Below are 20,067 nucleotides of genomic sequence, written 5' to 3' on the forward strand. Positions count from 1 at the left end.
GTGCACTCATCGCGACCTCCCCTGACATTGTTAAACCGCCGGCACCTGCCGGCGGAGATCTGGCCCTGCGAATTGACGACCCTGACTACTGCGCGAACCGCGCAGGCACGCCCCCTAGACGCGCCCCCCGTGCGAACCACCACGTCAACGGCGTCGCGATTACGACATACGCCGGATCATTGACGCTGCGCACAAAAGCAAAGATAGCGGAAGCTAGCACGCCCGTCGCCTGCGTCATGCCGCGCAGCAGCAATCGCACGACCGTTCGTCCGAGTCGTGTGGCAGGGGGCGTAACCGTCGCCATGACGCGGGCGGTCGAACGCACGCGCGGCCAGTCGAGCGCGGCGCCGGCTCGCCGATCGGTCCCCGGATCGGTACCGACGAGGGCCCTGGCTGATCGGGCGCTGGCGCCGACGCCGGGGACCGCTCCCGAGCACAGGCCCGGTCGCGACCGCGCGGCCTAGGTCATCGTCTTGCGCGACGCCAGCGGCGAGGACTTCGTCTTTGCCGTCGGACGCTGGTAGCCGTCGGGATTCATCGACTGCCACCGCCACGCGTCGCGGCACATGGCGTGCAGGTCCAGCCGCGTCCGCCATCCGAGCAGGCGCCGCGCGAGCGAGGGATCCGCATAGACCTCGGCGACGTCGCCACGGCGCCGCGCCACGATCTCATAAGGAATGCTGCAGCCGGACGCGCGTTCGAAGGCATGCACCAGCTCCAGCACGCTGATCCCGCGACCGGTTCCCAGGTTGACGGTCAGGTTGCCATCTCCGCGCACCAGGTAGTCCAGCGCGACCACATGCGCCCGCGCCAGGTCCATGACGTGTATGTAGTCGCGGACTCCGGTGCCGTCCGGGGTCGGATAGTCGTCGCCGAAGATGCTCAGCTTGCCGCGCCGCCCCGCCGCGACCTGGCAGATGTAGGGCATCACGTTGTTGGGGATGCCCGCGGGGTCCTCGCCGATCAAGCCCGAAGGATGCGCGCCCACCGGGTTGAAGTAGCGCAGGTTGGCGGCGCGGAAGCAGCCGTCCGCGTGGCACAGGTCCTCGATCAGCTGCTCCATCACCAGCTTGGTGCGGCCATAGGGGTTGGTCACGCCCAGCCGCGCCTGCTCGTTGATCGGAACGCTCTCCGGATCGCCATACACGGTGGCCGACGAGCTGAACACCAACCGCATCACCCCCGCATCGTGCATGGCGCCGAGCAGGTTGATGGTGCCGCTGATGTTGTTGTCGAAGTAGGCCAGCGGCCGCTCGAACGACTCGCCGACGGCCTTGAGCGCGGCGAAGTGGATCACCGCGTCGAAGCGATGTCGCTTGAACAACCGGGTCACGGCCGACTTCCTGCGCAAATCCAGGCGCTCGCACTCCACTGGCGCGCCGACGATGCGCTGCAGGCGCAGCAGTACGCGCGGCGAGCTGTTGGCGAAATTGTCGGCGATGACGATGCGATGCCCCCGCTCCGCCAACGCGGTACAGGTGTGGCTGCCGATGTAGCCGGCCCCACCGCATACCAAGACGCACTTCGTAGTCTGGCCGGCCATCTGGGTACGCCGCTGCTGCCGTGGTTTCCTGGACAACGCGGAACGCGGCTGCGAGCGTCCAATCCCGCGTCCGTTCGCCCGCTTCACCGCTCCGCTCGTCGCCGGCTGTCCGCGATCGCGCCCGACTGGCGTTAACCCTTAGACCGGATACCGCACCACGGGCTCGAAAGTCGACCGTCAGGGGAGGTCTGCTTGGCAAGTAATGCCACATTGGCCTCGTTGGACGAGGCCCGTATCGCAATCCTAGGCTTGGGCTATGTGGGCCTGCCGCTCGCCGCGGCATTCGGAAAGCGCTTCCCGACCGTCGGATTCGACATCGACGCCGCGCGCGTGGCCGAACTCCAAGCGCATCGGGACCATACCCGCGAGGTCTCGGCGCAGGAGCTGCGCGAGGCGGCGCAGCTGGAGTTCAGCAGCGATCCGTCGTCGCTGGCCGGCTGCAACGTGTTCATCGTGACCGTGCCGACCCCCATCGACGAGTACAAGCGCCCCGACCTGCGCCCACTCGAGTCGGCCAGCCGCACGGTGGGCCGGGCGATCGGGCGCGGCGGCATCGTGATCTACGAGTCGACGGTGTATCCCGGCGCGACCCAGGAGATCTGCGTGCCGATCGTCGAACGCGAATCGGGCCTCACGTTCAACCAGGACTTCCATGCGGGCTACAGCCCCGAGCGCATCAACCCGGGCGACCCCAACCACCGCCTGGAAACCATCATGAAGGTCACCTCCGGCTCGACCCCGGAGGCCGCCGATCTGGTCGACGCACTGTACGGGCGGATCATCAAGGCCGGCACCCACAAGGCTTCCAGCATCCGCGTGGCCGAGGCGGCCAAGGTCATCGAGAACATCCAGCGCGACGTCAACATCGCCCTGATCAACGAACTGGCCCTGATCTTCCATCGCCTCGACATCGACACCCACGAGGTGCTCGAAGCCGCCGGCACCAAGTGGAATTTCCTGCCGTTCCGTCCGGGCCTGGTCGGCGGCCATTGCATCGGCGTGGATCCCTACTACCTCACCCACAAGGCCCAGCAGATCGGCTACCACCCGGACATGATCCTGGCCGGGCGCCGCATCAACGACGGCATGGGCAGCCATGTCGCGCGCCGGGTTGTGAAGCTGATGCGTCAGCGCAACCAGGACATGACCCAGGCGCGGGTGCTGGTGCTGGGGCTGGCGTTCAAGGAGAACTGCCCGGACCTGCGCAACACCAAGGTGGTCGACATCATTCGTGAACTCCACTGCTACAACGCCCGGGTCGACGTGCACGACCCCTGGGTCGACGCCCGGCACGCGCACGAGGAGTACGGCGTGACGCTCGTCGCCGAGCCCGAACCCGGCCGCTACGACGCCGTCGTGCTGGCGGTGGCGCATGCCGAGTTCGTCGCCATGGGCGCGGAGCGGATCCGCGGCCTGGGCGTGCCCGGGGCCGTGCTCTTCGACGTCAAGCGCGCCTTGCCGCGCGCCAGCGTCGACGGCTGCCTGTGAGCGCCATGCGCGTACTGGTCACCGGCGCGGCGGGCTTCATCGGCGCGAAGCTGAGCGAGGTGCTGCTCGCGCGCGGCGACGAAGTGCTCGGCTTCGACGACCTCAACGCCTATTACGACCCTAGCCTGAAACAGGCGCGCTTGGCGCGCCTGCTGCCGCAGCCGAACTTCCGCTTCGTACTCGGTTCGCTCGAGGACCGCGCGGCCGTGGACGACGCCTTCGCCTCGTTCGGGCCGCAGCGGGTCGTGAATCTGGCCGCGCAGGCCGGCGTGCGCTACTCGCTGGAGAACCCGCGCGCCTACGTCGATAGCAATGTGATCGGGTTCCTGAACATCCTGGAAGCCTGCCGCCACCGCGCCATCGAGCACCTCGTATACGCCTCGTCCAGTTCGGTGTACGGCGCCAATCGCAAGCTTCCGTTTTCGGTCGAGGACAACGTCGACCATCCGGTCAGCATGTACGCCGCGACCAAGAAGGCCAACGAGTTGATGGCGCATACCTACAGCCACCTGTTCGGGCTGCCGACGACGGGGCTGCGCTTCTTCACGGTCTACGGCCCCTGGGGCCGGCCCGACATGGCGCTGTTCGTCTTCACCCGCAAGATTCTCGCCGGCGAACCCATCGAGTTGTTCAATCATGGTCGCCACAGCCGCGACTTCACCTACATCGACGACATCGTCGAGGGCATCGTCCGCACGCTGGACCGCATTCCAACCGCCGATCCGGACTACACCGCGGCGGCGCCCACGCCCGCCACGTCCGGCGCGCCCTACCGGCTTTACAACATCGGCAACCACCAGCCCGTCGAACTGCTGCGCTACATCGAGGTGCTCGAGGGCTGCCTGGGACGAACGTCAGAACGCCGCCTGCTGCCCCTGCAGCCGGGCGACGTGCCCGACACCTGCGCCGACGTGACGGCGCTGCGCCGGGATGTCGGCTACTCGCCGTCGACCCCGGTGGAAGTCGGGGTCGCGCGCTTCGTCGACTGGTACCGCGACTACTACGGGGCTTGAAGGAACGGGCTTCCGATACCGCTGGATCTGGCCGGGCGCATCGGTGCTCGGCGTTGTTCAAGAGGGGTCAATCGGAGAATCGCCATGCGCGTTGCAGCCGCCCTTTGGGCCTTGTGTCTGCCCCTAATGCTTGCCGGTTGCGTCAGTTCCGGCAACCTCGCGTCGGGCGCCCCGCCGGCCGCCGCCCCGGTCGCGGACGAATACCAGATCGGCGTCGACGATCGCGTCCAGGTTTCGGTGTGGCGCAATCCCGAGCTGAGCATCGTGACGCCGGTCCGCCCCGACGGCATGATCTCGGTTCCGCTGGTCGGCGATGTCATGGCCGGCGGCCGAACGCCGGACGCCGTGGCCAAGGAGCTGCAAGGCAAGCTCGCGACCTATGTGATCGAGCCTCAGGTGACGGTAATCATCACCGAACTGCGCAGCCACGAGTATCTGTCGCGGGTGCGGGTCACCGGCGCGGTGCGCACGCCGATTTCGATTCCCTTTCGCCAGGGCATGACCGTGCTGGACGCGGTCCTCGCCGCCGGCGGCGTCACCGAGTTCGCCGCGGCCAACCGCTCCAGCCTGCACCGCAAGAGCGGCGACGGCGCGCAGGCCTATGGGGTGCAGCTCGACCACATCCTCAACGCCGGCGATCTGAGCACCAACTATAAGGTCGCCCCCGGCGACGTGATCACGGTACCGGAGCGCCTTCTGTGAACAATCCGTACGGGCAACCGCTGTTGCCGGGCTCCTCGTCGGAACGCCTGCCGACGCTGACCATGCTGTCGGTAGCGCGCAGGGAATTCCGGCGCTACCTGCTGCCGCTGGCCACCATCTTCGCCGCCATAGCACTGCTGTTCCTGGCCTGGGGCCTGGTCAATCCGTCCACGTACAAGTCGTCGGCGATGGTGCTGGTCCAGGACAACACGCCGATCGCGCCGCTGATGCAGGGGCGCACCACCGCCCCCAACGAGGTCGCCCGCGCCGTGATCTCGCGCGAGGTGCTGTTCGGCAGCCGGGTCATGGCGGACGTGCTCAAGGCAGGCGGCTGGCTGAAGTCGAATCCCAGCCCCTTGCGCAAGCAGGAGCTGATCAACTCCATCATCAACAGCACCGACATCGCGGTCACCGACCGCGCCCAGACGCGCTCGACAGATCCCAAGCTCAGCCTGGTGAAGATCACCTATTCGGACTCCGATCCCAAGCGCGCCTATGCCGTGACCAAGCGATTCTCGGAAGCGCTGATCGAACAGGTGCTGGACTCTCGGGCGCGCGCGAGCCGCTCCGCGTATCAGTTCATCGACGCGCAAGTGGACAACTACCAGCGCGCGTTCTCCGAGGCCGACCGCAAACTGCGCGAGTACCGCAGCGCGAACCCGGACGCGATGCCTGGCGTCGACACCGACGTTTCCGCACGCATCGCCGAGTTGCGCCGCGCCGCCGACAACGCCGCCATGGACCTGGCCGACGTCGGTGCGCAGGAGCGCCAAGTGATAGGCCAGCTCTCGCGCGAAAGCCAGCTCAACACCATCTCCCGCTCCACCCGGACCAACGTCCAGCTCGCCACCCTGCAGGCGGAGCAGGACCGTCTGATGCTGAGCTATACCGCCCAGCACCCGGACGTGGTGCGGGTCCGCAACCAGATCCGCGAGCTGCAGAGCAACCCCTCGGCGAACTCCGGCGGCGCCGCGGTGTTGCCCGGCGATACCGGCTCGATGAACCCGGTCTATCAGCAGCTGCGCGCCCAGCTGGCGGAAGTCCGCCGACAGGGCGCGGCCTCGGCCTCGCGGCTGGCCACCGCGCAAGCGCTGTTGCGCGAGGAGCTGGAACGCAGCCGCAGGATCATCGGCGACGAAGGCACCGTCACCGCCCTGACCCGCGTGCACGACATCAATAAGGAAATGTTCGACGACCTGCTCAAGCGACGCGAGAACGCGCGCGTTTCCATGAGCCTGGACGCCGACGGCCGCAGCCTGGGTTTCCAGATCCTCGAACCCGCCTCGATTCCGCTGCAGTCCACGGGCTTGCGCCTGATGCATTTCGCCGTGGCCGGCCTGCTGCTGGCGATCGTGATCCCGCTGGTGATGCTGTCGATGCTGGTCAAGCACGATCCGCGCGTACGCACGCCGCTGCAGATCGAACGCGATGCGGGCCTGCCGGTGCTCGGGGTCATTCCGCTGCACCTGACTTACGACCAGACCGCACAGCACGCCAAACGGATGAAGATCGGATCGATCCTGTTCGCGCTCGTGCCCCTGATCTACGGTGTCGTGTTCGTCCTGAAAATGACGGATGTCCTATGAACGACTTCAATCGCCACGCGGTGGACGCATCGGCCCATATGACCGACATCGGACCTGGAAAAAGAAGTGTCGTGCGCCGCGACGGCGGCACGGCGCTGACGCCCGAGCAGTTGGTCGAGCGCTCGATCATCCCCTTCGCCGACGGCGCCAACCGGCAACTGGTCAACGCCTTCCGCGAGCTGCGCACGCGCCTGCTGGCGACGGCGACGGACAACTTCATCACCCTGGTCACGCCGGTCGGCCCGGCCTGCGGCGGTAGCTTCGTGGCCCGCAACCTCGCGCTCACCATCACTCTCGACCAGGAGCGCAGCGCTCTGCTGATCGACTGCAACCTGCTGCATCCGGTCCAGCACGCCGTGATGAAGATCAACGACAACCGCGGCAGCCTCATCAAGTATCTGGAGGACCTGGACGCCGACGTGGACGACATGATCTACAGCACCGTCATCCCGCGCCTGAAGCTGATTCCGGCGGGGCGCTCGGCCCATAGCGAAATGGAGACCGAATACTTCTCCTCGTTCCGCATGCGCCTGTTGCTGGATTCGCTGCGCAGCAGCTACTCCGATCGCTACATCGTCCTGGACAGCCCGCCGACGCTGGGAGCGCCCGATGCGCGCATCCTGTCGGAACTGGCCGACGTGGTAGTGCTGGTCGCGGGATACGGCCGCAACACCGCCGCCGAGATCGCCGCGGCCGCCGCCAACTTCGACCCGGCCAAGTTCGCCGGCGTGATCTTCAATGAGAGCGCCTGACCACCGCGCTGCGTGCATCGCCCCGCCGCGGACGCGCGCGCGACGGACCCGGCTGCATCTGGCGATATTGGCGGCGGCGGCGTTGGCCGGCAGCGCGCACGCCGCGCGGCTCAACTACCGTATAGAAGTCGAAGCGCTGCACAGCGACAACATCAACCAAAGCGAGGACAACCAGGCCGAGGACACGGTCCTGGTCCCGCGCATCAAGTTCGACCTCAAGGAGGAAGGCGCCACGGTCGAGCTGCAGGCGCGCGGCGAGTTCGAGCGCCGCCGCTACTTCGGCAACCAGTTCGACGACGAGAGCCGCAGCGAATTCGCCGGTCAGCTCAACTGGTCGCTGCTGCCGCAGCGGATGAACCTGGTGGTCGAGGACTACCTGAGCGAGGAGCCGATCAATTTCCGCGGCGGACGCTATCCGGGCAACCTGCAGCGGGTGAACATCCTGCTCGGCGGGCCCAGCTTCTTCGCCCGGATGGGCGATGCGACCCGCTTCCAGTTGGACCTGCGAGGTGTCAGCACGCATGCCGAAGTGGCGCCCGATTTCGACGGCGAGCGCTATAGCGCGGCCGCCTCCCTGCAACGAGACCTGAGCCCCACATCGAAGGGCTCGCTCAACCTGACCTCCATGAAAGCGAGATTCGACGATGCCCCGACCGCCGTCGACTACACGCGCACCGACGCTTTCGTCCGCTATGAGGGCAGGCTGCGCAAGGTCGAGTACGAGCTGGATCTGGGCCATTCGCGCCTCAATCGCGACAGCGGCGACGACCCCACCACGACGATCGCGCGGGCGACGGTGCAGTGGCAACCCGACTCGCGCAACCGCTTCCGTCTACGCGCCCGTCATCAGTTCGCCGACCAGGTCCAGGACCTGGTGGTGCGGCTGCGCGACCCCGACGAAAGCCTGGTGCCGGATCTGGTGGATTCGTCCTCCTCGCTGGTGTCGTCCGGCGTGTACCGGCAGCGCGACGTCGAGCTCGACTACCGCCATCGGGGCGAACGCGTCGGCTTGCGCGTGCGCCCGCTGTACCGGGAACTGCGCTACATCGACCGCGGCGATGCCGATCGCCGCGAGCGCGGCGCGTTCTTCGAAGTCGACTACCGGCTGCGCCCCTTGGTCAGCCTGTTCTTCACCGGCTCGGTGCGCAACCGCGAGTTCCTGAGCCGCAACGAGGAAGATCGCGATCGCGTGTACAGCCTGGGCGTCAACTATCAGCTGACGCGGCACTGGGGTTGGCGCGCCGAGGCGGTCCGGAACCAGCGCAAATCCAACGTCGCCGATCAGGAGTACACGGAGAACGCCGTGTTCCTGACGCTGTGGTGGCAGCGCTGACGGAGGGCTTCGGAGCATGCTCGAGCTTCTGTTCTGGGCTTCGGTCGGGTTGCTGGCCTACGTCTACGCGGGCTACCCGGTCCTGGCGATCGCGATCGCGCGCGTCCGGCCGCGCGCGACGCGCAAACAGCCCATTACCCCGTCCGTCACCGTGATCATCACGGCCTACAACGAAGAGAAGGACATCGCGCTCAAGGTCCGCAACGTGCTGGCCCTGGATTACCCGCAAGGGCGGATCGACGTCATCGTGGCCTCGGATGCCTCCAGCGACGGCACCGACGACATCGTGCGCGGCCTCGGCATCGCCGGGGTCCGCCTGCTGCGCGTGGAGGGGCGCCAGGGCAAAACGACCTGCCAGAACGCGGCGGCGGCCGCCGCCTCCGGCGATATCCTGCTCTTCACCGACGCCACCACCCGGATCGCAACGGACGCCCTGCGCGCGATGGCGCGCAACTTCCATGACCCCGCGGTGGGCTGCGTCGCCGGCCGCCTCAGCTATGTCGCGCAAGGCGACGATGCCACCGGTCGCGGCGGCACCTCCTACTGGAACTACGAAATCATGCTGCGCATGGCCGAGAGCGACATCGGTTCGCTGATCGGCGTCTCCGGTTGCCTGTATGCGGTCCGCCGCAGCGCCTATCGCGACATCGCCCCGGAGCTGATCAGCGACTTCGTGGTCGCGATGCTGGTGCGCGAGCAAGGCTTGCGCACCGTGCTCGAACCCGACGCGATGTGCTACGAAACCGCCCTGGACCACCCCGATCGCGAGCTGGCCATGCGCGTGCGCGTCGGCATGCGCAGCCTCTCGGCCTTGGCGAGCCAGAAGCGCTTTCTCAACCCGTTCAGGTTCGGCGCGTTCGCCTGGCAGCTGTGGTCGCACAAGCTGCTCCGGTACCTGTCGCCGGTATTCTGGATGCTCGCCCTGCTCGCCAACGCGGCGCTCGCGCTGCAGGGACGCTACGCATGGCTGTTGGCCTTGCAGCTCGCGTTGCTGTCGGCGGGCCTGCTCGGATTCGCGTCGCCGCGTCTGCCCGGCAAATCGCGCCTGCTCGCCAAACCCTACTACTTCCTGCTGACCAACCTGGCCTCCGCCGTCAGCCTGTTCCGGTTCCTGCGCGGCGAACGCATCGTGACCTGGACGCCGCAACGCTGAGCGCACGCGTCGCGCCCCTCGGCCGTCGCCCCGCTACTGGCCGTCGACGGCGCCACGCGACGTTGTTTTTCATGAACCGGAGCCAGGTAAATCGACCATGCAGTCGCAGGCAAGCCATGTCTATGCCAGCTCCGAAGACGCCACGGCGGCGATCGCGCGCGACTCAGCCTATGCGGAGCTTGCGGCGACCACGCAACAACCATTGCAACGGGTCGTGTATGTGGTCTCGCAGTTTCCGAGCTGGTCGGAGACCTTCATCGTTCGCGAAATCGCCACCCTGATCGAGGTTGGGGTCGACGTACGCATCCTTTCCCTGAAACGTTCCGGCGAAACCATGGTTCAGGCCGACGCCGCGACCTTGCTGGATCGCGTGCGCCAGCCGCTCGGTCCGCTGCCGACCCTGTGGAACAGCCTGCGCGTGCTGTTCACGCACCCCGTGCGTATCGGCGGCGCCGTCGCCACCGTGGTCGCGGACACCTGGCGCACGCCAGCGATCCTGGCCAAATCGCTGGCGACCCTGGTCAGGAGCCTGAGCCAGATTCCGTGGCTGCAGGCCTTCGACCCGCAATTCATCCACGCCCATTGGTCCACCTATCCGACCACCGCGGCCTGGGCGCTGGCGCGCGCCATGCGGCGTCCATTCGGCTTCACCTGCCATGCGCACGACGTCTTCAGGAACCATCATCTGCTTCCGCGCAAGATCGCCGATGCGGCGCTGGCGGTCACGATTTCGCGCCACAACGTCGGCTGGCTCGATCGCAACATCTCCGCGCTGGCGCCGCGCAAACTGAAGGTCGTGCATTGCGGCGTCGATCTGCGGCAGATCTCCGCGAGGACCCGCGAGCCGTCCGGCAACAGAATCCTGGGCGTCGGCCGCCTGTCTCCGGAGAAGGGCTTCCACACGCTGATCGAGGCCCTGGCGATCCTGCGCGACGCAGGCACGCCGTTCCTGTGCACCCTGGTCGGCGAAGGTCCGGCGCGTCAGGAACTGCGGCGCCTGATCGATCGCCACGAGCTGCGGCGGTATGTGGAGTTGGCCGGAGCGCAGCCGCAGGAATATGTGCGCGCGGCATTGGAACAGTCCACGGTATTCGCCCTGCCCTGCCAGATCGCCGCCAACGGCAGCCGCGACGGCATTCCGGTGGCTCTGATGGAAGCGATGGCCGCGGGCTGCCCGGTCGTCAGCTGCCCGGTATCCGGCGTGCCGGAGCTGATCGGCAACGAAGTGCATGGGCTGCTGGCGGCCGAGCGCAACGCCGTTTCGCTGGCGCAGGCACTGCAGCGCTTGCTGGACGACGCGCCGCTGCGCAAACGACTGGCGATCGCCGCACGTCAGCGTATCGAGTTGGAATTCGATGCCCGCAAGGAAGCGCTCAAGCTGCATGATCTGATGACGAGGGCCGTCAACCATGCGGCGTGAACGGCTCCTGGTGGTGATCGACGGCATGGAAGTGGGCGGCAGCCAGCGCCAGGTTCAGCATCTGCTGATGGGCCTGGACCGGCGCCGATGGGCGCCTGAGCTGGCCTTCTTCCGCTGCGATTCCTTCCTGGCCGACGCGATCCGTCGCGACGGAGTGCCGGTGCACTACCTGCCTAAGCGTCGCCGGATCGACCCGGCGTTCCTGCTGGCTTACGCGCGCCTGCTGCGCGAGCGCGACTACGCCATCGTGCACGCTTTTTCCCTGACCGCCGAATGGGCGACGGTCCTGGCCCGTGCGCTGTCGCGGCGCCGGCCGGCGCTGGTCGCCTCCGAGCGCAGTTTCGCGCTCGACCGGCCGGCCTGGTTCTGGTGGCTCAAGCGCTACGTCCTGGGCCGCAGCGCCGCCGTCATCGCCAACTCGAACGCGGGCGCGCGCGCCACCGCCCAGCGCACCCGCGCGCCCGCGGCGAAATTCGTGACCGTCGCCAATGGCGTCGGCGTGCCAGCGGGCCTCTGCGACGAGGAGCGCAGTCGGATCCGACACGCGCTAGGGGTACCGGACGGGCGCGCGTTCGGCTTGTTCGTCGGCCGGTTGGTATCGGTCAAAAACCTGCCCTGCCTGATCCGCGCGCTGGCGACGATGCCGCCCGGCGCGCGCCCCTGGATCGCGCTGGCCGGCGACGGGCCACTGCGAACCGTCATCGAACGGCTCGCGACGGACCAGGGCGTGGCGGCGGATCTGGCCTTCCTGGGCGAGCGCTCGGATGCGACGGAACTGATGCAGGCCGCCGATTTCCTGGTGCTGCCTTCCCACTTCGAAGGCCTCTCGAACGCGCTGCTGGAGAGCATGGCCGCCGGCTGCGCGGTGATCGCCTCCGCCGTGGGGGGCAACCTCGAACTGATCGACGACCAGCGCAACGGCCTGCTGTTCCGTCCCGACGACGCCGACGCCTTGGCCGCCGCGATGTCGCGCATGGCCGACCCGCTGCTGCGCTCACGGCTCGCGCAGGCGGCCTTGCGACACGTGATCGAGCACCACAGCCAGCAAGCGCTGGGCGCCGCGACCTCGGCCGTTTACGAACGCTGCCTGCCACCGCAGGATGTCAAAGCCAGCGGCGCGCCAACGCGTCCCGCGCGCGGAGAGGCGAAATGAATACCGAATCCGCATGCGCGGCAGCCGGGGCCGACAGCGTCGGCGGGACGGGTTGAGCCGATGCGCCTGCTCTATGCCATTCCCATCGTGCTGCTGCCGAACACGGCGCACCTGCCGCCGGATGTCAGCGTCGGCACGTCGGTCGCCCTGCTGGTGATCGCGATGCTGATGGGCGGGCGCGAGCCGGCCTATCTGATGCGTCCGGCCTATCTGGTTCCGCCCTTGCTGGCCCTGTTCCTGGCCATGCTGATCGGTTTCATCGCCGCCCACTGGCACGACCTGGCCAATGCGGAAAAGGACCTGCGCGAAGCCAAGGTCGCCGTCCTGTACCCCTTGCTGTACCTCGCCTACCGCAAGTGCGGCCTGGACATGCGACAGACCCGGCAGTTGATCCTGCTGGTGCTGCTGGTCGCGGTGGGCGCGGGACTGGAAGCGGTGCTGCAGGGGCTGTCGTTCAACCTGGGAGAGTTTTCCGAAACCCAGCGCGCCACCGGTCCCTTCGGCCAGATCAAGATGGCCAACCGCGCCGGCGTGTTCTTCGCCATGTTTCTGCCGATGCTGTTCGCGCCGGTCCTGCAGTATCGGCAGCGCCGGTGGGTACGCTGGGCGGCGTTCGCGGGCGCCGCCATCCTGGCCATGGCGATCCTGCTGACGTATTCGCGCCAGTCCTACCTGATCGGCCTGTTCTCGATCATGATCCTGCTGGTATCGCGCAGCATCCCCGCCGCGATGCTCGCCGGCCTGCTGATCGTGGCGACCTCGGCGACCTTGCTGCCCAGGAGCGTCGTCGACCGCGTCCAGCAAACCCAGCAGGTCTCCGGCACCGGCTCGGTGACGCTCGATGTCAGCACCACCAGCCGCTTCTCGATCTGGAACGGCACCATCGACATGTTGCGCGACCATCCCGCCGGTGTGGGCCTGGGGCGCTTCAGCGAGCATATCGGCGACTACACCAACTACGCCGGCAAGGATGCGCACAACGGTTTTCTGCTGACGCTGGCCGAGTGCGGTCCGCTCGGCCTGTTGGCGCTGCTGTGGGTGTTCTGGCGGCTATGGCGGCTGGCGGCTTCGTTGCGCCGTTCCGCCGCGGCCGTGGCGCCGTCGCAACCACGCACGCTGGAGCTGGGATTCACGTTCGCGGTGATCTCGATGGCGCTGGGCAACCTGTACGGCAGCCCCTTCTTCGACAGCGTCGTCATGGCCAACTTCTGGATCCTGTGCGGCCTGATGGAACGCTACGGAATCATGAAGGCGCAGGCCGGCCAGATCCCCGCGGCCACTGGCGGGCCCGAGCCGGCGCCCATTCCCGCCGGCCAACGCTTCCCGCTCGCGGCGCGGGCGCTGCCGCGACTGGCTGCAACGGCGAGGTCCCGGCGTTCGTTCCGTTGAAGTTCGGACGCGGACCAGGGGAACAGCATCAGCATCTGCCGCCGCCAACTCTGCCGCACCCGCACGCATCGGCGAACGCCGCGACTGGCATTGGCGGCGTTCGCGCTCGCCTCCTTGACCGCATGCGCGGACGAAGCCGAACCCGTACCGGAACTGTGTCCCTCGGGCCGCCGCGACGCTTCCGATATCCCGATCGCGACGACGTCGGCGGGCGGAACGACCTACTACGTCCGCACCGACGGCGGCGATGCGGCCCAATGCAACGGTCGCGCCGATGCCGCCTATTCCGGCGCCGCCAACGCCGACTGCGCCTGGAACAATCCGGCCATCGCCCTGCCGGCCTCCGGCCCCGCGCGCATCGCCGGCGGCGACACCCTGCTGATCGGCGCCGGCAGCTACCGGATCGGCGACGGCGGACCTATGCAGCCCATCCCCAGCGGGCCCAGCCGCGCCCAGCCGACACGTGTGCTGGGCCGGTCCGGCGCGACGCCGACACTGGTCGGCGTCGCGGGCACGCATCGCGTGCTCAACCTGGACGCCAGTTCCAATCTGGAAGTCGGCCACCTCGAAATCACCGACGGCAGCGATTGCGTGTACCGCCACTCCGCCCCCGCCGCAGCCTGCACCGACGCCATGCCCTGGGCGCGCGTCGGGCTGTACGCGCGCGCCTCTCACAACGTCTGGCTGCACGACCTCGATATCCACGGACTGGCGGCGCGCGGCATCAATGCCGGCGGCCTGCGCGACTGGACGCTCGAACGCGTCAAGCTCAACCGCAACGGCAGCGCGGGCTGGGACGGCAACATCGGCGAGGGCGGCTCCAACGCCGGCAGGATCGTCCTGCGCAAGGTCGAGATCGCCTGGAACGGCTGCGGCGAACGCATGGCCAGCGGCGCGCCCTGGGCCTGCTGGGCGCAGCGGGGCGGCGGCTACGGCGACGGCCTGGGCACCACCGACACCGGCGGGCAATGGCTGATCGAAGACGCCTACGTCCACCACAACACCTCCGACGGACTCGATCTGCGCTACATGGACGGCGCCGACGCGACGCGGGTGACCCTGCGTCGCATCCATGCCATGGCCAATGCGGGCAATCAGGTCAAGGTGAAGGGCAACGCCCTGATCGAGAACTCGGTGCTGGTCGGCCATTGCAGCTACTTCAAGCACAAGTTCTTCATGACCGAGCAGGACCTGTGCCGCGCCGATGGCAGCACCCTGCAACTGGTGACGACCGGTCACGACACCGTCGTCGTGCGCCACAACACCCTGATCGGCGAAGGCGCGGTGCAGATCGGCCGCAGCGAGGGCAATCCGACGGACCGCATCGCGATCACGAACAATCTGGCGATCGGAGCGCCCTACTACCTGCAGCCCGACCAATTGAGCGGGTTCAGCGGCGGCAGGAGCTGGTCCATCACCCGCTACACCGGCAACCTCGGCTGGCACCTGCGCGATTGCCCCGGCGACACGATCTGCGACCGCAACCCCCGCCTCACCAATATGAGCCTGAGCGCCTTCGATGCCGTGCCGCTGGCCGGCAGCCCCGCGCGCGGCCAGGTCGGCGCGGTGACCTGCGCCCAGGCGCCGACCCATTAGCGCGACGGAATCCAGCATGGGCCTGACCGACAAGATCTACGCTCGTCTCCCGGCACGCGGCCAGGACATCGCCGCATCGGCGTTCGGCCTGTATCGCCATTGGTTGCGCGCGGGCCCCGGCTACGCCGAATTGCTGCGCGGATACCGCGATCGCGACGCCTGGCCGCTGGACAGGTTCGCCGCCTACCAGGCGGAGCAACTGAAGACCCTGCTGGGCCATGCCGCCGACCACATTCCCTACTACCGACGGACCTGGAGCGAGCAGGAAAAGGCGGCGGCGCGCGCGGGCCGCCTGGCGGAGCTGCCGCTGCTGGCCAAGGATCCGATCCGCCGCGATCCGCAGGACTTCGCCCGCGACGATGCTCGCCCGCTGCTGCGCTACCGCTTTCTCACCAGCGGCTCGACGGGCACGCCGGTGCAGACGCTGTGGACGGCCAGGGAAGCACGCGACGCCAGGGCGCTGCGCGAGGCGCGATCCGCGAACTGGGCCGGCGCGTCCTTCAACGAGGGCCGCGCGACCTTCTCCGGACGCATCGTGGTGCCCGACTCGAACAGCGACGGACCTTTCCATCGCTACAACCGGGTGGAGAACCAGATTTACTTCTCGGCCTTCCATTTGAACCGCGCGAATGCCGACCAATACGTGGCGGCGCTGTGGCGCCACAAGACCCAGTGGCTCACCGGCTACGCCGTGTCCTACTACCTGCTCGCGCGCCACATCCTGGACCGAAAGCTCAGCGTCCCCGCGTTGAAAGCCGTGATTACGACCAGCGAAAAGCTCACGCCGGACATGCGCGCGGTCATGGAGCGGGCCTACCGATGCCGGGTGTTCGAGGAGTACGGCACCGTCGAGAACGCCGTGTTCGCCAGCGAATGCGCGCACCAGCGCCTGCACCTGAGCCCGGATGCGGGCGTGCTCGAGATCCTGCGCCCCGACGGCAGCGCCTGCGATCCGGGCGAGGCCGGAGAAGTCGTGGCCACCGGCTTCGTGCGCCGCTACCAGCCCTTCATCCGCTATCGCGTCGGTGATGTCGCGGCCTGGGACCCGGCCCCCTGCGTCTGCGGACGCCAGATGCCGGTGCTGAGGGAAGTGCTGGGACGGATAGAGGACGTGGTGGTCGGCCCGGACGGGCGCCAGCTGGTCCGCTTCCACGGCATCTTCGTCGGCCAGGACCACGTCGTCGAAGGACAGGTCATCCAGGAAGCGCTGGACCGCATCCGCGTGAAGGTCGTCCCGGCCGCAGGCTTCGACCAAGCCGATGCCGACGACATAGAGCGGCGCGTGCGCCAGCGCCTGGGAAACGTCAGCGTGATCGTCGAACCCGTCGAATCGATACCGCGATCGGCGAACGGCAAGTTCAAGGCCGTGGTTTCGCAGCTCAAGGCGAACGAGCGATGAGCGACAGCGCGCCCCCATCCAAGCAGGCGACGGGGACGGAAGACGCGCCCCCGCAACGCGCGCAGCCGGCAGCGCGCATCAGCTACGCGCAGTATCGATTTCTGGTGCTGTCCGATCTGTACCGGATCACCGGCCACGCCAAGCCGAGCGCGTTGCTGCGCTACCTCTTCCACGGCGAGTCCTACCGATACAATTTCTGGATGCGCACCTGCGCGTACGCGAAGGGCCATCCCTGGCTCAGGTACACGCTGTATCCGTTCGCGCGCCTCGTGCTCGGGCACCTGGTCTACAAGCTGGGAATTTCCATCCCGTCGGGCACCGCCATCGGCAGCGGCTTCTACATCGGTCACTTCGGCGGCATCGTCGTGAGCCAGAAGGCCACGATCGGCCGCAATTGCAACATCTCCCAAGGCGTGACCATCGGACGCGCGAACCGCGGCCGCCATCGCGGCTATCCGGTCCTGGGCGACAACATCTACATCGGTCCCGGCGCGGTGATCGCCGGCAGCGTGCGCATCGGCAACAACGTGGCGATCGGCGCCAACTGCGTGGTCACGATGGATATCCCCGACGACTCGGTCGTGGTCGGCGTACCGGGCCGGATCATTTCCCGGGAAGGCTCGGCCGGCTACGTCAATCGGACCGATTACGACGGCAAGCTCGGCTAAGCGCCACCCCTTTCCGCCGCCCAAGACCGCCCTCGCCGACCTCGGCCGCGCCCGCATCGGCGCCGCGTCATTCGAGCCGTCCCACGCGCCCGCATGGGTCCTCGCTTAGAGCACGAACGTTCGTCGAGACGTCGCATTCAGTCTGCTGTCTCACCGAAAAATGCGACGCAACCGCTTTCAACGCAGTCAGATTAGTCGCTGCGGGGTGAAGACGCGTCGGGACCTTGGCACGCTCTATTCCGGGTCTATCGGTACCGGCATCTCGGCAACCCCGCCATCACGCGCTTAAGTCCGCGCCAGCCGGACACAGCCGTGAGTGGCCGCGGATTGGGCCTCAAACACCCTGTTCAGCATTTATATCCCCGAACCCCAGCTGAATATGACCAGCTGCGTCAGGTTCTGCGTCACAAAAGACACTCTTGGTCGACTTGTGACGCGTGACGATCATGTGAACTGTGATGGACAGCACAAAACATGTCCTCCCCCATCCCTAGAGTCCGCCCCCGGCCACAAAGGAGGTGCCACCACATCGCCATCCCGAACCCTACGGAGTAGCAAGTCTAAATGTCCCTATCGACCCTTCGCAGCCGCAAGCTGCCCAGAGCCCTACTTTCTTCGCTCCTGCTTCCGTCCCTTGGCCTCGCCGCTTTCGGCACCGCCCAAGCCGCAACCTTCTACGTCCGCACCGATGGTGGCGATGCCGCCCAGTGCACCGGCCGCGCCGACGCGGCTTATCCCGGCAGCGGAACCGGCCAGGCCTGCGCCTGGAAGAACCCCAACATCGCCATGCCCTCCTCCGGTAGCGCGCGCATCGCAGGTGGCGACACCCTGCTGATCGGCGCCGGCACCTTCCAGATCGGCAGCGGCGGCTACATGCAGAAGATCCCGAGCGGCCCGAACGCGTCCACGCGCACGCGCATCCTCGGCAAGACCGGCACCAAGCTGGTCGGCGTCGCCGGCACCCATCGCGTGCTCAACCTCGACGGCAGCTCCAACGTCGAAGTCGGCAATCTCGAAATCACCGACAACAGCGACTGCGTCTACAACCACTCCAACGCCGCGGCCGCCTGCACCAGCGCGATGGCCTGGGCCCGCGTGGGCGTGTACGCCACCGCTTCCAACAACGTGTGGATGCACGACGTGAACGTGCACGGCATGGCGGCGCGCGGCTTCAACGCCGGCGGCCTGTCCAACTGGACGCTCGAACGCGTCAAGATGAACAAGAACGGCAGCGCCGGCTGGGACGGCAACGTCGGCACCGGTTCGAATTCGGGCCAGATGATCCTGCGCGACATCGAGATCGGCTGGAACGGCTGCGGCGAGCGCGTCGCGACCGGCGAACCCTGGGCCTGCTGGGCGCAGACCACCGGCGGTTACGGCGACGGTTTCGGCACCGTCGACACCGGCGGCCAGTGGCTGATCGAAGACGCCTTCATCCATCACAACACCTCCGACGGCCTCGACCTGCGTTACATGGACGGCGCCGACGCGACCACCGTGACCTTGCGCCGCATCTACTCGGTCGCCAACGCCGGCAACCAGGTCAAGATCAAGGGCAACTCGCTGATCGAGAACTCGGTCCTGGTGGGCAACTGCACCTACTTCCGCGGCAAGGACTTCATGGCCTCGGGCGACCTGTGCCGCGCCTACGGCAGCACCCTGCTGCTGATCCTGACCGGCAACGACACCGCGACCGTGCGCCACAACACCATCGCCGGCGAAGGCGATGCGCAGATCGCCTACGGCGAAGGCGCGTCCAGCGACAAGGTCAACATCCAGAACAACCTGGTGATCGGCTTCCCGTACTACGCCAACACCGCCACCGCGACGCTGTTCAGCGGCGGCAGCGCCCCCGCCGCCAAATCCTTCTCAGGCAACATGGCCTGGAAGGTGCGCAGTTGCCAGACCGGAACCACCTGCACCCAGGACCCGAAGCTGACCAATATGACCCTGGCCGCCTTCGATGCCGAACCGCTCGCCGGCAGCCCGGTGACCGACAAGGCCCCGATGGTCAGCGGCGTGTCCACCGACTTCCTGCTGCAACCGCGTCCCTCGGGCGCCGCCAACGACGTGGGCGCCTACGAGGTCCAGGCCGGTGGCACTCCGCCGCCGCAGCCGCCGACTCCGACCTGCACCCGCGCAGCGCCGACCGTGAGCCTGAGCGGTCCGACCGCCGCCGTCGCCGCCGGCACGGAGAACAAGTACACGCTGAGTCTGAAGAACAACGACAGCAGCGCCTGCGCCAACACGTCGTTCGCCATCGCCCGCACCGTTCCGAGCGGCTGGACCGGCGAGTTGTCGTCGACCGCGATCACGCTGGCTCCGGGCGCCAGCGGCGCGGCAACCCTGAGCGTGATGTCTAACCTCACCGCCAGCGCCGGCAGCTACGGCATCGGCGCGGGCGTCAGCAGCAACGTCGGCGCCACTCACACCGGCAACGCCTCGATCACCTACAGCGTGGCCGCGGCCGTCGTCGGCCTGACCGAAACCGTGAGCACGAGCAAGGCCAGCTACAAAGCCGGTGAAGTCGTGTCCATCACCGCCCGTGTCCTCAAGAACGGCGTGGCGGTCTCGGGTGCCAACGTCGCGTTCGATGCGCTGAAGCCTAACGGCGTCAACCACGTCCTGCTGAGCGCCACCACCGACGCCAGCGGCTATGCGCGCGTGTCCTTCACCTCCGGCACGGGGCCCAGCTCGATCGGCACCTACAAGCTGTCGGCGGTGGCCACCTCCGGCGGCCTGAGCAAGACGGCGACCACGACCTTCGCGGTCGCCAAGTAAGCCTACGCAGCGTCGTAAGCAAGAGCCCCGGACGTCCTCCGGGGCTCTTTTTTTGCGAGACGGCAAGAACGTCGCGGGGACGCTCGCAGCC

At 67.6% G+C, this 20,067-nt stretch carries 15 protein-coding genes; 14 read left to right on the forward strand and 1 reads right to left on the reverse strand.

What is annotated here, in order from left to right; genetic code table 11:
* Nucleotides 1-460: 460 nt before the first annotated feature.
* Entirely contained in the window at nucleotides 461-1,543 is a 1,083-nt protein-coding gene (gene galE / locus ASD69_RS07320; protein WP_056175701.1) for a UDP-glucose 4-epimerase GalE, read from the reverse strand.
* 210 nt (nucleotides 1,544-1,753) lie between these two features.
* Here galE and ASD69_RS07325 point away from each other — a divergent pair, with 210 nt between their 5' ends.
* The 14 genes from ASD69_RS07325 to ASD69_RS07390 all read left to right on the forward strand — a co-directional run bounded on the left by ASD69_RS07325 (nucleotide 1,754) and on the right by ASD69_RS07390 (nucleotide 19,976).
* Nucleotides 1,754-3,031, forward strand: coding sequence for a nucleotide sugar dehydrogenase (locus tag ASD69_RS07325; RefSeq protein WP_056175704.1), 1,278 nt, complete (start codon nucleotides 1,754-1,756; stop codon nucleotides 3,029-3,031).
* A gap of 5 nt (nucleotides 3,032-3,036) precedes the next feature.
* A complete protein-coding gene (locus ASD69_RS07330) occupies nucleotides 3,037-4,044 on the forward strand; it encodes an NAD-dependent epimerase (RefSeq protein WP_056175708.1) in 1,008 nt (335 codons plus the stop codon).
* Nucleotides 4,045-4,128: 84 nt separating this feature from the next.
* Complete coding sequence (locus ASD69_RS07335) at nucleotides 4,129-4,746, forward strand: XrtA/PEP-CTERM system exopolysaccharide export protein (RefSeq protein ID WP_056175711.1); 618 nt, start codon at nucleotides 4,129-4,131, stop codon at nucleotides 4,744-4,746.
* Nucleotides 4,743-6,332: a hypothetical protein gene (locus tag ASD69_RS07340; RefSeq protein WP_056175714.1), complete on the forward strand. Its 1,590-nt coding sequence runs from the start codon at nucleotides 4,743-4,745 to the stop codon at nucleotides 6,330-6,332. The genes ASD69_RS07335 and ASD69_RS07340 overlap by 4 nt, the downstream gene beginning before the upstream one ends.
* Complete coding sequence (locus ASD69_RS07345; protein WP_082576322.1) at nucleotides 6,329-7,084, forward strand: CpsD/CapB family tyrosine-protein kinase; 756 nt, start codon at nucleotides 6,329-6,331, stop codon at nucleotides 7,082-7,084. Before ASD69_RS07340 ends, ASD69_RS07345 begins: the two co-directional genes overlap by 4 nt.
* Nucleotides 7,071-8,417: an outer membrane beta-barrel protein gene (locus tag ASD69_RS07350; protein ID WP_157499069.1), complete on the forward strand. Its 1,347-nt coding sequence runs from the start codon at nucleotides 7,071-7,073 to the stop codon at nucleotides 8,415-8,417. Before ASD69_RS07345 ends, ASD69_RS07350 begins: the two co-directional genes overlap by 14 nt.
* A gap of 16 nt (nucleotides 8,418-8,433) precedes the next feature.
* Nucleotides 8,434-9,570 carry a glycosyltransferase family 2 protein gene (locus ASD69_RS07355; protein ID WP_056175723.1) on the forward strand — a complete coding sequence of 379 codons (1,137 nt, stop codon included), beginning with the start codon at nucleotides 8,434-8,436 and terminating at the stop codon, nucleotides 9,568-9,570.
* Nucleotides 9,571-9,667: 97 nt separating this feature from the next.
* Nucleotides 9,668-10,990 (forward strand): glycosyltransferase family 4 protein, encoded by a 1,323-nt coding sequence (locus tag ASD69_RS07360; RefSeq protein WP_056175727.1) that lies wholly within the window; start codon nucleotides 9,668-9,670, stop codon nucleotides 10,988-10,990.
* Entirely contained in the window at nucleotides 10,980-12,143 is a 1,164-nt protein-coding gene (locus ASD69_RS07365; RefSeq protein ID WP_056175730.1) for a glycosyltransferase, read from the forward strand. The genes ASD69_RS07360 and ASD69_RS07365 overlap by 11 nt, the downstream gene beginning before the upstream one ends.
* 60 nt (nucleotides 12,144-12,203) lie before the next feature.
* Nucleotides 12,204-13,532: an O-antigen ligase family protein gene (locus ASD69_RS07370; RefSeq protein WP_056175733.1), complete on the forward strand. Its 1,329-nt coding sequence runs from the start codon at nucleotides 12,204-12,206 to the stop codon at nucleotides 13,530-13,532.
* A gap of 114 nt (nucleotides 13,533-13,646) precedes the next feature.
* Nucleotides 13,647-15,128, forward strand: coding sequence for a hypothetical protein (locus tag ASD69_RS07375; protein ID WP_157499070.1), 1,482 nt, complete (start codon nucleotides 13,647-13,649; stop codon nucleotides 15,126-15,128).
* Nucleotides 15,129-15,144: 16 nt separating this feature from the next.
* Complete coding sequence (locus ASD69_RS07380) at nucleotides 15,145-16,527, forward strand: phenylacetate--CoA ligase family protein (protein ID WP_056175740.1); 1,383 nt, start codon at nucleotides 15,145-15,147, stop codon at nucleotides 16,525-16,527.
* A complete protein-coding gene (locus ASD69_RS07385) occupies nucleotides 16,524-17,195 on the forward strand; it encodes a serine acetyltransferase (RefSeq protein ID WP_082576323.1) in 672 nt (223 codons plus the stop codon). Before ASD69_RS07380 ends, ASD69_RS07385 begins: the two co-directional genes overlap by 4 nt.
* Nucleotides 17,196-17,981: 786 nt before the next feature.
* The gene (locus ASD69_RS07390; RefSeq protein ID WP_162250622.1) at nucleotides 17,982-19,976 is read left to right on the forward strand and encodes a choice-of-anchor Q domain-containing protein; all 1,995 of its coding nucleotides are present in this window, start codon (nucleotides 17,982-17,984) and stop codon (nucleotides 19,974-19,976) included.
* Nucleotides 19,977-20,067: the final 91 nt, after the last annotated feature.

It is taken from the genome of Lysobacter sp. Root604 (assembly GCF_001427505.1).
Taxonomy (GTDB): Bacteria; Pseudomonadota; Gammaproteobacteria; order Xanthomonadales; family Xanthomonadaceae; genus Lysobacter.

Coding starts and splice junctions, on each gene's coding strand:
- ASD69_RS07365 (WP_056175730.1), top strand. CDS start 10,980: ATGCGGCGTGAACGGCTCCTGGTGGTGATCGACGGCATGGAAGTGGGC.
- ASD69_RS07335 (WP_056175711.1), top strand. CDS start 4,129: ATGCGCGTTGCAGCCGCCCTTTGGGCCTTGTGTCTGCCCCTAATGCTT.
- ASD69_RS07345 (WP_082576322.1), top strand. CDS start 6,329: ATGAACGACTTCAATCGCCACGCGGTGGACGCATCGGCCCATATGACC.
- galE (WP_056175701.1), bottom strand. CDS start 1,543: ATGGCCGGCCAGACTACGAAGTGCGTCTTGGTATGCGGTGGGGCCGGC.
- ASD69_RS07360 (WP_056175727.1), top strand. CDS start 9,668: ATGCAGTCGCAGGCAAGCCATGTCTATGCCAGCTCCGAAGACGCCACG.
- ASD69_RS07385 (WP_082576323.1), top strand. CDS start 16,524: ATGAGCGACAGCGCGCCCCCATCCAAGCAGGCGACGGGGACGGAAGAC.
- ASD69_RS07355 (WP_056175723.1), top strand. CDS start 8,434: ATGCTCGAGCTTCTGTTCTGGGCTTCGGTCGGGTTGCTGGCCTACGTC.
- ASD69_RS07390 (WP_162250622.1), top strand. CDS start 17,982: ATGCCCTCCTCCGGTAGCGCGCGCATCGCAGGTGGCGACACCCTGCTG.
- ASD69_RS07370 (WP_056175733.1), top strand. CDS start 12,204: ATGCGCCTGCTCTATGCCATTCCCATCGTGCTGCTGCCGAACACGGCG.
- ASD69_RS07330 (WP_056175708.1), top strand. CDS start 3,037: ATGCGCGTACTGGTCACCGGCGCGGCGGGCTTCATCGGCGCGAAGCTG.
- ASD69_RS07350 (WP_157499069.1), top strand. CDS start 7,071: ATGAGAGCGCCTGACCACCGCGCTGCGTGCATCGCCCCGCCGCGGACG.
- ASD69_RS07380 (WP_056175740.1), top strand. CDS start 15,145: ATGGGCCTGACCGACAAGATCTACGCTCGTCTCCCGGCACGCGGCCAG.